Here is a 12,895-nt window from a genome sequence, read left to right as displayed (position 1 = left end):
ATACGCCAAGGGCCACGCGTGAACATTCGGGCTTTCGAAGGTCTCCGCGAACATACGAGATGACATCTTGCGGGGAAATATTCGAGCGGCGACCGTCAGAGGCGCAGCCGACTAACTGTTTCCGCAGGATGAAAGCACAGGCATGACGCCTGGTGCTACGTGATCCTGTTTCTTTGTGTTTGCCGAGCGTGTGGCAGGGGAGCCGCACCTGAACTGGGGAACGCCTTGTTTAAGATCGCCAAAGCCAATGCTGCCGCACCATTGCTGCCCGGCTCGCTGGACTACAACAATCACAACCACGACATGTTGGCACAGTTCTCGGTCTCCGAAAGCTGGATCGGAGACTTTTCGACGGGCGTGATAAAGCTCGGAGAGTGGAGCGCAATGCTGCACGGTCTCTCGGCCCAGGAATGCGGCCTGTTGAGCCTGGTGCGCTGTTACGACACCAAGGATCGCAACCACGTCCTGCAGCTCTTCGAACAGGCGGCAACGCTCTCCTCATCCTTCTGCTTCTCGACGACCATCATCATGCCGAACGGATTCCGCCAGCCGCTTTTCTGCATGGGTGAATCCAATGGACTGGAAGAAAAGTACAGTGGCAGCATGGTCGGGGTTTTCATCTTCCCGCGGTTCAAGCTGGAAGGCGCCAGCCAGATCACCAGCCGGCAATAATCGTCCACATGGCTCGAGGAAAAAAGGCCGGTCTCACGACCGGCCTTTTCTGTCACTTCGCTCAATTCCGGTCGTGAAACCGCTGCACGATTTTGCTGGAATTGCCTCGTGATCAGGCCGGCTTCACGGGGATGTTCAGCCCCTTCTCGCTTGCAGGGCGGGCGATGCAGCGCTGTAGCCAGTCCATGACGGCGGGGAATTTCGCGTAGTCCAGCACCTCGCGGCCGCCATAAAAAATGTCGGCGCCGCGGATCCACGGGAATGTAGTGATGTCGGCGATCGTGTATTCGTCGCCCATGATCCACTGGCGGCCCTTCAGACGGCTTTCAAGAACGCCAAGCAGGCGCTTCGCCTCATCGCGGTAACGCTCCACCGGGTAGGAATTGTTGGCGACCTTGTCGGCGGCGAATTTGTGGAAATGACCGAACTGACCGAACATCGGCCCTACGCCTGCCATCTGGAAAAAGACCCACTGGATTGTTTCATAGCGGCCTGCGGCATCGGCCGGGATCAGCTTGCCGGTCTTTTCCGCCAGATAGAGCAGGATAGCGCCGGATTCGAAGAGACCGATCGGCTTTCCGTCCGGGCCATTGGGATCGATGATCGCGGGAATGCGGCCGTTCGGATTGAGCGAAACGAATTCCGCCGTCTTCTGATCCGTCGTTGCGAAAGAAACATAATGGGGCTCGTAGGGCAGAGCGAGTTCTTCCAGCGCCACGGAGATCTTGACGCCGTTCGGCGTCTGAAGGGAGTAGAGCTGGATAATATCGGGATTTTTCGCAGGCCAGCGGCTGGTGATCGGAAATGCGGAAAGATCTGCCATGGGTTTCTCCTTGGGTAGGGCGGCGACCATAGAAGATGGTCGCCATGCAAGGCAAGCCGCCCCATCGTTTCATATTAGTGAACAAACCGTCCGCTAGTGTTTATCTTTCCCTGACGCCGAAAAAAGGCGAAATAGGTTGCATCCGAGGTCAACACGGTGCCGGGGCATCAAGACCTCAAGAGCCATTCAACGGAGCAACGTCCATGTCGAATACGAACAACGTCCTCATCCTTCTCGTCCGCATTCTTCTGTCCTTCATGTTCATCTTCGCCGGCTTCGGCAAGGTCACCGATCCTGCAGCCACCGCCGGCATGGTCATGGGTGCCGGCCTGCCGGCCGCAACCGCACTGACCTATCTCGCCGGCCTCTTCGAACTCTTCATGGGTATTTCCGTGCTCATCGGCTATCAGGTTCGTTACACGGGCTGGCTGATCGCTGCCTTCTGTGTGTTCACCGGCATCGTCTTCCACCTGCCGACCGTTAATGTTCCTGACTTCCCGGCTGCTGCGAACGGCTGGATCAACAGCCTGAACTTCGTGAACTTCCTGAAGAACGTCACGCTTGCCGGCGCCTACATCATGCTCGCCACCAATGGCGCTGGCGCCTACTCGGTCGACGCTCGCCGCGGCCCGCAGGCGGTCGCTGCCCGCTAATTTCATACCCTCCCAAGCATGCAAAACCCGCCGTCGAAAGACGGCGGGTTTTCTATGTCACCAAGTTCGGTCTCAGAGAACCGAGCGCACGGCCTCGACGATTGCCGTCACCGTGGGCGTATCGGCATGGGCATCTTTGCGGGCACGCACCAGGCAGGCTTCCGAGCGCAGGATGACACCATCGGAAAGCACCTTCAGGTGGTTGGCGCGCAGCGTCGAGCCGGTCGAGGTGATATCGACAATGATATCCGCCGAGCCGGATGCCGGCGCGCCTTCGGTGGCGCCCAGGCTTTCGACGATGCGATAAAGCTGGATGCCGTGCTGGCTTGAGAAGAACTGCTGGGTCAGGCGCCAGTATTTCGTGGCGATTGCCAGGCGCCGGCCATGACGGGCGCGAAAATCGGCGGCGACGTCGACAAGATCGGCCATCGTATCGACATCCAGCCAGATTTCCGGCACGGCAACGACGACATCGGCATGGCCAAAGCCGAGCCGGGCACAGAATTCCACCCTCTTGTCGGCCTCCGCCAATCCCTCGCGCACGAGATCTTCGCCGGTCACGCCGAAATCGATCGAGCCATTGCCGAGTTCGCGCGAAATCTCAGAAGCCGACAGGAAGGCGATTTCCACATCGTCCCAGCCTTCGACGCGGCCGCGATAGGAGCGGTCATTGCCGACGGCATGGATTTTCAGGCCGGCACGCTCGAAGATCGCGGAGCAGTCGTCCTTCATGCGGCCCTTGGAGGGAAGCGCGATGGTGATCGTCATGCGGCTGCCCTTTCGGTTTCGATACGGTCGAGCCAGAGGGAGAAGCCGACGGCGGGAATGCGGTCCTTCGCACCGAGGAAGGTCATCAGCTTGTCGAAACGGCCGCCACCGGCGAGAACCGCCGGGGAATCTTCCGCCGTCACTTCGAAGACGAGGCCGGTATAATAATCGAGCGGGCGGCCGAAAGCGGCACGGTATTCGATGAGCGAGAGATCGACGCCGGCATTGAAGAGTGCTGCCACACGGCCATCGAAACGCGCCAGCGCATTGCCGAGCTTCAGCCCCGCCGCATCGGCGAAATGCGAGAGTGCCGCAGACGCGTTGACGAGCGGTACGTTGAGCGAAAGAAACTGCTCCAGAACCTGGAAGGCCGCGTCATCCAGTCGGGTCTCGGAGAGAACGAGCTTTTCCTTGAGCCGCCGGGCAATTTCCTGCGGCGAACGGCTGGCATTGGTGGAATAGCCGGTCGCCTGCATCGTCTCGTCGATATAGGCAATCAGCGCCGCCTCATCCTCGAGACCGACCAATTGCGCGATCTTGTCATCAAGACCGGTCACGAATTGCGGGCTGACGAGGCTCGCCAGCAGGCTCTCAAGCTGGATCATGTTGCCGAAGGCATGGATCAGGCGCTTCTGCCAGCCGAGCGGCAGGCCGAGCGCCTGTACCACGGCCTCGAACACTGCCTGATCGCCGATGGTGACGGAGAGCGGCCGGCCGGGCAGCAGGCGCGAGAGGATGCCGACAGCATCACCGATCGCGCGGGCGTCGGCGCTGGCGATGTTGATATCGCCAAGGTCTTCGATGCCGGCCTGATAGAATTCGTTGCTGCCGTCACGGCGCTGGCGGAAGACCTCGCCGAGATAGGAGTAACGCTTCGGCGTGCCCGTGGCGCTTTCGATATGACGCAGACAGACGGGAATGGTGAATTCCGGGCGCAGGCAGAGGCTGGCGCCGGTTTCGCTTTCGGTCATGAAGATACGCCGGCGAAGATCTTCGCCGGCGATATCGAGAAAGGGTTCGGCTGGCTGGATGACCGGCGTGTCGATGCGTTCCGCCTTGCGGGCAGAGAATTCGTCCAGGAGATCGCCGGAGAAGTTTGGGAGGTTGATGAGGGCCATATCAGCCCGCCCTCTTCCGGTCCTCCGCCTGGGCGGCGAGGATTTCCTTCACCTTGGCGATCAGATCGGCTTCCGCAACGGTTTCCTGCGCCACGCGCGCTTCGCGCCAGGTCGTGTTGTCTTCGATCTCGCCCGACAGGCGCTTGCCCTCGATCAGATCCTTGATCTGCACGACGCCCTCAGCACGCTCGTCGCCGCCCTGGATGATGGCGATCGGGCAGCCGCGGCGGTCGGCATATTTCAGCTGGTTGCCGAACTTCTTCCAGTTGCCCTGGAACATTTCGGCGCGGATACCGTCGGCGCGAAGATCCTGCGTGAAGCGCTGGTAGCGGCCCATGGCCTCGACATCGCCATCCATGACGGTGACGAGAACAGGCTCAATGATGTCCTGCTGGCCGAGCTTGCCGAGGTTCTTCAGCGCCGTCATCAGGCGCGAGACGCCGATGGAGAAGCCGGTCGCCGGAACCGGCTGGCCCATGAAGCGGGAGACGAGACCGTCATAGCGGCCGCCGCCGCCAACCGAACCGAAGACGACCTTCTCGCCCTTTTCGTTGGTGACGTCGAAGAGCAGTTCGGCCTCATAGACCGGACCGGTATAATATTCGAGGCCGCGCACGACGGAGGGATCGATCTTGATGCGGTCCGACTGATAACCGGCGCTGGTGACGAGCGCGCCGATGAAATTCAGCTCCTCTACGCCCTCGACGCCCTTGCTTGTGCCGGCGACCAGCTCGGCGAGCTGGGCTGCACTTTCGGCATAATCCTTGATGCCGACGAAGAAGAGAACCTTGTCGATCTGGCTCTGGTCGAGGCCCGCACCCTTGGTGAAGTCGCCTGACTCATCCTTGCGGCCGGGGCCGAGCAGCAGGGCCACACCCTCCGGGCCGAACTTGTCGAGCTTGTCGATGGCGCGCAGGACATTGAGGCGCTGGCCGGCCTTGTCGTCGCCGCCGAGGCCGATCGCTTCCAGCACGCCGTCCAGAACCTTGCGATTGTTGACACGGATCACATAGTCGCCGCGCTTGATGCCGAGCGCTTCCAGCGTATCGGACATCATCATGCACATTTCGGCGTCGGCCTGGACGCCTGGTGCGCCGACCGTATCGGCATCGAATTGCATGAACTGGCGGAAGCGGCCCGGACCCGGCTTCTCGTTGCGGAAGACGTAACCGGCACGATAGGTGCGGTAGGGAAGCTGGATCTCGTTGAAATTCTCGGCGACATGACGGGCAAGCGGCGCCGTCAGGTCGTAGCGCAGCGACATCCACTGTTCGTCATCATCCTGAAGCGAGAAGACGCCCTCGTTCGGGCGGTCGCTGTCGGGCAGGAACTTGCCGAGCGCATCGGTATATTCAAGCAGCGGCGTTTCGACCGGATCGAAACCATAATGCTCGTAGACCTCGCGGATCTTCGCAGTCATTTCGTTGACGGCGCGGAGATCGGCTGCGGAGCGGTCGACAAAGCCGCGCGGAAGGCGGGCCTTGAGCTTTTGCGGTTTCTTCTGCTTGTCGTTCATTTCGGGGGATTTCCACATATGTGACAGTGGCGGTTTCCTAGCGGATTGGGCGGGGAGCGGCAAGGGCAAGGGCCTTGATCTGGCGCCCAGAATCGATGGATCGATGCGGAAAGACCTGTCGTCAGGATATCGTCATGATCGCGGAAGCGCTTCAATATCTCGCCACAGCAGCGCTTACGGGCAGCGCGCACCGCCGCTTCGTGCGCTATTCAGTCAATCTCTGGTCGCGCGCTGGCCGCTGCAGCCGGGATTGGGCAGCCCATGAGGCCAACAGCAAGCAGGCCATTTCCACCGCGATACCAGGCCTCACGCAGCAGCGGACCGCTGTCGTGCTCGGCTCCGGATTGCTCCGGGACGTGCCGATCGAGCAACTGGCCGGGAGCTTCGATACGGTGGTTCTCGTCGACCTCGTGCATCTGGCGTCCGTGCGCCTGCGGCTGAAGGGCAAGCGCTATCGGAACGTGCGGCTGATCGAACGCGATCTCTCGGGCTATGATGACCTGGAGGCAGGGCGAGAGTCGGAGCCGCTCGGCTTCCTAAGAAGCGTGCCTTATCTCGATTTCGTCGTGTCCGCCAACCTGCTCTCGCAGATCGGGCGGGGCGTCAAACGACGATACGAGGCCGAAGCCTCTCCCGGAATGCCGGCGGATACAGTGGAACGCCTGATCGTGGCCCATATTCAGGGGCTGGCCGACCTGCCCTGCCGGACCTGTCTGGTCACCGATATCTCCTACGCCGTCATCGATCGCACCGGCAAGGTGCACGAGGAAGCCGATCTGCTGCACGGCGCTAAGCCACCTCAAGGGAAAGCCGGCTGGGACTGGCCCGTCGCGCCATTCGGCGAGGAGAGCCGCGACTACCAGATCGTGCACAAGGTCATTGCCGCCTGATCAGGCCGCTTGGCTTTTCGCCTGCAGCTGCCTATGTTTCTCCCATGCGCGCTTTCGCCCTCATAACGATGTTCTTCGGCTGGCTGGTCTACAGCACCATGTCCGCATGGGCGGGTTGCCCGACCTGCGCGTCGATGAACATGGCGGTTCAGGCCGAAGCCGGCGCGGCGCATCTCCACACCGATGGCATGGACATGGGCGGCATTATGTCGAAGAGCGACATGGCCGCCAAAAACAATTCTGCGAAAGATCCTTGCGCCACGGGTGCCGCCCATATGCCACTCTGTGCCGCCTGCATGGTGATGCCGCCGGCCTATTTCATTGCCGATGACGGCAAGGCGGCTTTTTCCTATCCGGCTCCGGCGCTCGACCGGGCATTGAGGGACAACAGGCCCGCGCCTCAGGCGCCGCCTCCCCGCTTGATCTGACCAATACTTTGCAGAAAGGCAGCTTTTCACTGCCACCGGAACCTATTGTCAGACAGAGGAAGGAATACTCATGTCTCTGAAAATTATCACCCTTTCCGCACTCTTCGCCTTTGCGGCGCCGGCCTTTGCCGAGGATATGTCAACGATGGACATGTCCAAGCACATGGGCGGCCATGGTCCATCCAGCCAGGCCTTCACAGAGGCCAATGACAGGATGCACAAGGACATGATGATCAAACTGAGCGGCGATACCGATGTGGATTTCGTCCGCAGCATGATCCCGCACCATCAGGGCGCGATCGACATGGCGAAGATCGAGCTGCAATACGGAAAGGATCCCGAGATCCGCAAGCTCGCCGAAGGCGTCATCAAGGCACAGGAGGCGGAAATCGCCGAAATGAATGCCTGGCTGAAGAAGCACGCCAAGTAAGCGCGCGAGGAATGCGAGGGCCGCCGTCGAAAACGGCGGCCCTTTTGTTCCGACCTGTTTATTAGGCCTTGGGCTCGAAATCGACCGGTCGGCGGCCGGCGGCCTGGCGGGAAAGCATCCAGCCCGGATATTCCGAAGCGAGCGCGCTGACCTCGTCGAGGCGCTTGATGTCGTCACCATCGAGCTTCAGCTTGACGGCCGCGAGGTTCTGGTCGAGTTGGTCGACACGCTTGGCGCCGATGATCACGGTCGTCACGAAGGGCTTGGCAAGGATATAGGCAAGCGCGACGGTGGCGACGCTCACGCCATGCTTTTCAGCGATTTCGCGCATGACGGCGACACAGGCCCAGGCCCGGTCCTTGTCGACAGGCGGAAAATCGAAATTGGCGCGGCGTCCTTCGCCATTGCCCGGTGCGCCCGGACCATATTTGCCCGAGAGCAGGCCGCCAGCGAGCGGCGACCAGACCATGAGGCCGAGCTTTTCTTCCTGCAGCAGCGGCACGATATCGCGTTCGAGGTCGCGGCCCGCAATCGAATAATAGGCCTGGACGGTTTCGAAACGCGCATAATCCTTGCGCTCGGAAATGCCGAGCGCCTTGGCGATGCGCCAAGCCTGCCAGTTGGACACGCCGACGTAACGCACCAGCCCACGGGACACGAGATCGTCGAGCGCGCGCAACGTCTCGTCGATCGGGGTAACCGGATCGGTGGCATGGATCTGGTAGAGATCGATATGGTCCGTCTGCAAGCGCTTCAGGCTCGCCTCGACGGAATCCATGATGTGGCCGCGCGAGGCGCCACGATCGTTCGGCTTGTCGCCCATGACGCCATAAACCTTGGTGGCGATGACGACATCCTTGCGCGGAACACCGAGGTTCTTCAGCGCCTGGCCGAGCAGCCGCTCGGATTCACCGAAGGAATAGACGTCTGCGGTGTCGATGAAATTGACGCCTGCATCCAGCGAACGCTGCACGATCTCATCGGCCGCCTTCTGGTCAACATCGGCTATGGCGCCCCAGGGGGTCCCTTCCTTGGCCTCCCCGAATGTCATGGTGCCAAGGCAGATTTCAGATACGAAAAGTCCTGTATTTCCGAGTTGATTGTAACGCATTCGAGAAATTCCCTTGTGTCTGCCGCAATAGGGGCTTGCGGACTGCTGAACTCTATTTTTGATTATTGGCCTGCGCGCAGCAGGAACAGCCGGGGCTGGCTGCAAGGTGAGGCATTTTTCATCTAGGTCGCCGACCCGCGTTTTTCAACGGAGCCCGGCTCTGTGCAGCGCTACCGCTACGCCCTTGTCTCGACACAGGCGAGGAATAAATTGCTTCTCGTATTTCTAGAGGGCGCATTTCAAGAGGTGCGCATATGACCGCCCGACCATTGACGACGATCGGCTTCGATGCCGACGACACACTCTGGCAGAACGAACATTATTACAGGCTGACGGAAGAGCATTTTACAAGACTTCTTGCAGATTTCGCCGACGGCGCGAAGATTTCCGAACGGCTTCTCGAGGCGGAGAAACGCAACCTTGCCCATTACGGCTTCGGCATCAAAGGCTTCACGCTATCGATGATCGAGACGGCGATCGAGGTCACCGAAGGCAAGGTGCCGTCGAGCGTGATTGCCAAGATCCTCGATACCGGGCGCGACCTTCTGTCCCATCCGGTCGAAACCCTGCCGCATGTGCGCGATACGCTGGAAACGCTCGCCGGAAAATATCTGCTGGTCGTGATCACCAAGGGCGACCTCTTCGACCAGGAGCGCAAGCTCGCCCAGTCCGGGCTTGGCGATTACTTCGATGCTGTCGAGATCGTCTCAGACAAGACGGCTGTCACCTATCGGCGCATCTTTTCCAAGGTCGGTGATGGGCCGGAGCGAGCGATGATGGTCGGCAATTCGCTGAAGTCCGATATCGTGCCGGCCATCGCCGCCGGCAGCTACGGGGTCTTCGTTCCGCACGAACTGACCTGGGTGCTCGAGCATATCGAGGAACCGAAAGAAGCGCCGCGCTTCCGCAAGATCGTCCATCTTGGCGAACTGCACGGGCTGATCGACGGTCTCGGCTGAAGCTGATTTTGCTTTAACTACTTTCGCTTCGGAAAGAGCGACGGCTGCTCCGGCTGTTCGGTCGCCGGCTTGGCCGGTTGCGGGGCGGCCGCGAGCGGCTCGATCAGAATGCTGTAAGGTGCGCCCAGCCCGCGCCGCGGCGAAACCTTGGAATAGTAGGGACGCAGCAGCCAGGTAGCGTTTTCCTTGACCGTCGTCTCATAGCTGGTGCCATCCTCGTCCGTGCCGAAGAAGGCCTCGTCATCGGGCTTCGACAGGTCGAAGATCGCCAGAAAAGCGAATTTGCTTTTCGTCTCGAAGCTGATCTTCACATGCTGGCCCGCACGCACCGGAAGCGTATAGACATCGCTGTTGCCGAACTTGGTCCAGCCCTTCAGCTGCATGGTCACGGCCGGGAACTGCAGCTTTTCCAGCTTCTCGCCGGGATCGAGTTGCGGCGTCTGCGCAAGGGCAACCGGAGCGAAGAGAAAAAGCGCTGCGGCAAGGGTGGCAATTGACTTGATCGGCGATTTCATGGGCGCACCAATGCTGCGCGCATCGCCTCCACTTCGGCGCGGCAGAAGCAGCCTTCGAGATGATCGTTGACGAGACCCATTGCCTGCATGAAAGCATAAACTGTGGTCGGTCCGACAAAGGTCCAGCCGCGTTTCTTCAAATCCTTGGATATCCTGACAGACGTCGCCGTTGTCGGATTGGCAACGATATGTTCCCGATCAACCACGGCTGGCCGGTCTTCTGCGCGCGGCTCGTAACTCCAGAAATAGCGGGCCAGAGAGCCGAATTCGCCTCTGAGATCAATCGCACGCCGCGCGTTGTTGATCGTGGAGACGATCTTGCCGCGGTGACGGATGATGCCGGCATCGGCAAGGCAGCGGGCGATATCCTCGTCGCCGAAGCGTGCCACTTTCTCGAAATCGAAACCGGCGAAGGCAGCGCGGAAATTTTCCCGTTTGCGCAGGATCGTCAGCCAGGAAAGACCGGACTGGAAGCCTTCGAGACAGATCTTCTCGAAGAGCCTGATGTCATCGGTGACAGGCCTGCCCCATTCCTCATCGTGGTAACGCAGATAGTCAGGGAGATTCGCGTGCCAATGGCAGCGGCTCTTGCCATCCTCGCCGATGATGATGCCGGTTTCGCTCATGCTTTTATCTCTTTTTGCGGCTTCGAATCCGGCTTTACCATTTGCAAACCTTCTTTCCAAACCGAACGATAACCCTGACGAAAAGTTTATCCGGTCCTTCGTCTTTTAATGAATCCACATTTACCATTCGCTGGCTGACGCGGTGGCAGCATGACCGCAGGCGGACAATTTCGCCAGCGCATTTTCGGTCATTTGTAGAGAGTTCGTCCGATGATGAAACCCCTTGTTCTTGCCGCAGCCATGCTCGGCATTCTGTCCACGGCCGCCCTTGCAGACGACCGCTATGCTTCCCGTCCACCCGTGGTGCTGAGCCCTGACTTGACCGCCCCCTGGATCAATCAGCTCGGCGGCGGCGCGGTCCGTCCCGTCGTTTACCAGCGTCCCGTCGTCTATCAGCAGCGCGGCCTTTTCCAGCAGCGCCGGACATACATCCAGCGCGCGCCTCAGCCGGCGCCGCAAACCGTTTCGGCCGTCCGTCCCGGTATTCCCGTCATCCGCGGGCAGGTCGAGCCGCAGTTCCTGCCGCAGATCGTCGATTACGATAACAAGGAAAGACCCGGCACGATCATCATCGATACCAATAATCGCTTCCTCTATCTCGTGATGGATGGGGGCAAGGCGCGCCGCTACGGCGTCGGCGTCGGCAAGCCCGGCTTTGAATGGGCAGGCGCCCACAAGATTACCCGCAAGTCGGAATGGCCGGACTGGACCCCGCCTTCGGAAATGGTGAGCCGTGAAGCCGCCAAGGGCCATTATCTTCCCGCCCGCATGGATGGCGGCCCGGAAAATCCGCTCGGTGCCCGCGCCATGTATCTCGGCTCCACGCTCTACCGCATTCACGGCACAAACGCGCCCTGGACGATCGGCAGTGCCGTCTCCTCCGGCTGCATCCGCATGCGCAACGAGGACGTGGTCGACCTTTACGACCGCGTCAATGTCGGCACCCGCGTCATCGTGATGTAATGACCAAACAACACCGGCGGGCGACAAGAACAGCCGTCCGCCGGATAACAAAAAACCGTATCCCTCGCCTCTCCGGCTTGAAATTCAAACCGATTTGACTAGCCTCTACGCAGTCCTGAAGGAGAGGGTATCGAATATGAAGCAATTTCTGAGGCTCGCAGCGGCGGCGGCCGTCGCGTTGTCCTGTACGGTTGTGACCGTCAGCGCTGAACCGGTGATGACGGCAACGGACGCGGTGCGTGGCGTCAAGCAGACCCGCGAGATCAAGCCGCAGTTCCGCAAGCGCGTGGTTCGTCTATCCACCAGCGAGAAGCCTGGCACGATCATCGTCGATACGAACAACAAGTTCCTTTACCTCGTGGAAGGCAACAACCGCGCCACGCGCTATGGCATCGGCGTCGGCCGTGATGGTTTCGGCTGGTCGGGTGTGGTCACGGTCGGCCGCATGTCGGAATGGCCGAGCTGGACACCGCCGGCCGAGATGCGCGCCCGCGAGGCCCGCGAAGGCCACAATCTTCCTGCCGTCCAGCCCGGCGGCCCGGACAATCCACTCGGTGCACGCGCCATGTATCTCTACAAGGGCGGCCGCGACACGATCTTCCGCATTCACGGCACCAACCAGCCCTGGACGATCGGCCTCAACATGTCCTCCGGCTGCATCCGTATGATGAATGACGACGTTTCGCACCTTTACAGCCGCGTTTCCGTCGGCACCAAGGTCATCGTCGTCGGCCCCGGCAACAAGCAGGGCAACGTCGCCTTCCAGGACAAGGGCATCGACATTCTGCGGACCATGTTTGGCGGTTGAGCAACACTTTCAATAAAAATAAAGGCGCACCCGGTGCGCCTTTTTCTCCTTTAAGATTGTGACACAGAACTCTGCCACAGAATTGAACCGATAACCTTTCTGGTGCTTCGGGGATATTCAATGGCATATGCATTGCGTCTTTCCACCTCGCTCGTGGCCACCTCGCTTCTGGCAGGCCTTGCGTTTTCCGCTCTCGCATCGATGGCCGGCACGGCTTCGGCTGAAGATCTGGAATTTTCCATCTATGGCGGTTACCAGACGGCGCCGCATAGCCATATCGATGTTTCCGATGGCACCTCCTTCAGCGCCGGCTGGGAAGRCAAATCCTTCGGCAGCCCTCCCTACTACGGCGGTCGCGTCACCTGGTGGCTGGGCGATTTCAACCTGCCAAACTGGGGTGTCTCTCTCGACTACACCCATGACAAGGTCTATGCCGACGACGAGACCATGGCGCGTTCGCCGGGCTGGACGCATTTCGAATTCACCGACGGCCTGAATCTCCTGACGGTCAACGGCCTCTATCGCTTTCGAATTCACCGACGGCCTGAATCTCTTGACCGTCAACGGCCTCTATCGCTTCAAGGACCCGGCTCGCCGCTGGACCCCCTATCTTGG

The 12,895-nt window shown here is 60.3% G+C and carries 15 protein-coding genes and 1 pseudogene; 9 read left to right on the top strand and 7 right to left on the bottom strand.

Going from position 1 to position 12,895, the window contains the following annotated elements:
- Positions 1–225: 225 nt before the first annotated feature.
- Positions 226–672, top strand: coding sequence for a hypothetical protein (locus AC1DF8_RS32395; protein WP_113014718.1), 447 nt, complete (start codon positions 226–228; stop codon positions 670–672).
- A 112-nt stretch (positions 673–784) separates the two neighbouring features.
- On the opposite strand, the gene AC1DF8_RS32390 is transcribed toward AC1DF8_RS32395, so the two are convergent.
- Positions 785–1,495 (bottom strand): glutathione binding-like protein, encoded by a 711-nt coding sequence (locus AC1DF8_RS32390; RefSeq protein WP_113115818.1) that lies wholly within the window; start codon positions 1,493–1,495, stop codon positions 785–787.
- 203 nt (positions 1,496–1,698) lie between these two features.
- Here AC1DF8_RS32390 and AC1DF8_RS32385 point away from each other — a divergent pair, with 203 nt between their 5' ends.
- Positions 1,699–2,148, top strand: coding sequence for a DoxX family protein (locus AC1DF8_RS32385; protein WP_478156719.1), 450 nt, complete (start codon positions 1,699–1,701; stop codon positions 2,146–2,148).
- A 72-nt stretch (positions 2,149–2,220) separates the two neighbouring features.
- Here AC1DF8_RS32385 and hisG read toward each other — a convergent pair whose 3' ends face one another.
- The 3 genes from hisG to hisS are packed head-to-tail and all read right to left on the bottom strand — an operon-like array spanning position 2,221 to position 5,550.
- A complete protein-coding gene (hisG, locus tag AC1DF8_RS32380; RefSeq protein WP_478156717.1) occupies positions 2,221–2,916 on the bottom strand; it encodes an ATP phosphoribosyltransferase in 696 nt (231 codons plus the stop codon).
- Positions 2,913–4,034: an ATP phosphoribosyltransferase regulatory subunit gene (locus AC1DF8_RS32375; protein WP_478156715.1), complete on the bottom strand. Its 1,122-nt coding sequence runs from the start codon at positions 4,032–4,034 to the stop codon at positions 2,913–2,915. Before AC1DF8_RS32375 ends, hisG begins: the two co-directional genes overlap by 4 nt.
- A 1-nt stretch (position 4,035) precedes the next feature.
- Positions 4,036–5,550, bottom strand: a complete 1,515-nt coding sequence (gene hisS, locus AC1DF8_RS32370; RefSeq protein WP_478156713.1) for a histidine--tRNA ligase — start codon at positions 5,548–5,550, stop codon at positions 4,036–4,038.
- A 134-nt stretch (positions 5,551–5,684) separates the two neighbouring features.
- Between hisS and AC1DF8_RS32365 the strand changes: the two genes are divergently transcribed.
- The 3 genes from AC1DF8_RS32365 to copM all read left to right on the top strand — a co-directional run bounded on the left by AC1DF8_RS32365 (position 5,685) and on the right by copM (position 7,298).
- Positions 5,685–6,440: a hypothetical protein gene (locus tag AC1DF8_RS32365; protein WP_478156711.1), complete on the top strand. Its 756-nt coding sequence runs from the start codon at positions 5,685–5,687 to the stop codon at positions 6,438–6,440.
- A 44-nt stretch (positions 6,441–6,484) separates the two neighbouring features.
- Positions 6,485–6,868, top strand: coding sequence for a hypothetical protein (locus AC1DF8_RS32360; RefSeq protein WP_478156709.1), 384 nt, complete (start codon positions 6,485–6,487; stop codon positions 6,866–6,868).
- Between the two features lie 70 nt (positions 6,869–6,938).
- The gene (gene copM, locus AC1DF8_RS32355) at positions 6,939–7,298 is read left to right on the top strand and encodes a CopM family metallochaperone (RefSeq protein WP_113014723.1); all 360 of its coding nucleotides are present in this window, start codon (positions 6,939–6,941) and stop codon (positions 7,296–7,298) included.
- Between the two features lie 61 nt (positions 7,299–7,359).
- Here copM and AC1DF8_RS32350 read toward each other — a convergent pair whose 3' ends face one another.
- Entirely contained in the window at positions 7,360–8,409 is a 1,050-nt protein-coding gene (locus AC1DF8_RS32350; protein WP_112972507.1) for an aldo/keto reductase, read from the bottom strand.
- Positions 8,410–8,663: 254 nt separating this feature from the next.
- Here AC1DF8_RS32350 and AC1DF8_RS32345 point away from each other — a divergent pair, with 254 nt between their 5' ends.
- Complete coding sequence (locus tag AC1DF8_RS32345; RefSeq protein ID WP_112972508.1) at positions 8,664–9,368, top strand: HAD family hydrolase; 705 nt, start codon at positions 8,664–8,666, stop codon at positions 9,366–9,368.
- Positions 9,369–9,385: 17 nt separating this feature from the next.
- Here the strand turns inward: AC1DF8_RS32345 and AC1DF8_RS32340 are convergent, their stop codons facing one another.
- Together AC1DF8_RS32340 and AC1DF8_RS32335 are read right to left on the bottom strand one after the other, a co-directional pair.
- Entirely contained in the window at positions 9,386–9,883 is a 498-nt protein-coding gene (locus AC1DF8_RS32340; RefSeq protein WP_112972509.1) for a hypothetical protein, read from the bottom strand.
- Positions 9,880–10,509: a DNA-3-methyladenine glycosylase I gene (locus AC1DF8_RS32335; protein WP_112541438.1), complete on the bottom strand. Its 630-nt coding sequence runs from the start codon at positions 10,507–10,509 to the stop codon at positions 9,880–9,882. Before AC1DF8_RS32335 ends, AC1DF8_RS32340 begins: the two co-directional genes overlap by 4 nt.
- A 210-nt stretch (positions 10,510–10,719) precedes the next feature.
- Here AC1DF8_RS32335 and AC1DF8_RS32330 point away from each other — a divergent pair, with 210 nt between their 5' ends.
- From AC1DF8_RS32330 to AC1DF8_RS32320, 3 genes and pseudogenes are all read left to right on the top strand, one after another.
- The gene (locus AC1DF8_RS32330) at positions 10,720–11,472 is read left to right on the top strand and encodes a L,D-transpeptidase (protein ID WP_112972510.1); all 753 of its coding nucleotides are present in this window, start codon (positions 10,720–10,722) and stop codon (positions 11,470–11,472) included.
- A 136-nt stretch (positions 11,473–11,608) separates the two neighbouring features.
- The gene (locus tag AC1DF8_RS32325; protein ID WP_112541440.1) at positions 11,609–12,280 is read left to right on the top strand and encodes a L,D-transpeptidase; all 672 of its coding nucleotides are present in this window, start codon (positions 11,609–11,611) and stop codon (positions 12,278–12,280) included.
- 120 nt (positions 12,281–12,400) lie between these two features.
- A pseudogene (locus AC1DF8_RS32320) lies at positions 12,401–12,895 on the top strand (hypothetical protein); the annotation flags it as partial.

Source organism: Rhizobium sp. 05N49 (assembly GCF_056396805.1).
Note: the sequence above shows the minus strand (reverse complement) of the source record. Positions and strands in the feature narration are given on the sequence as shown.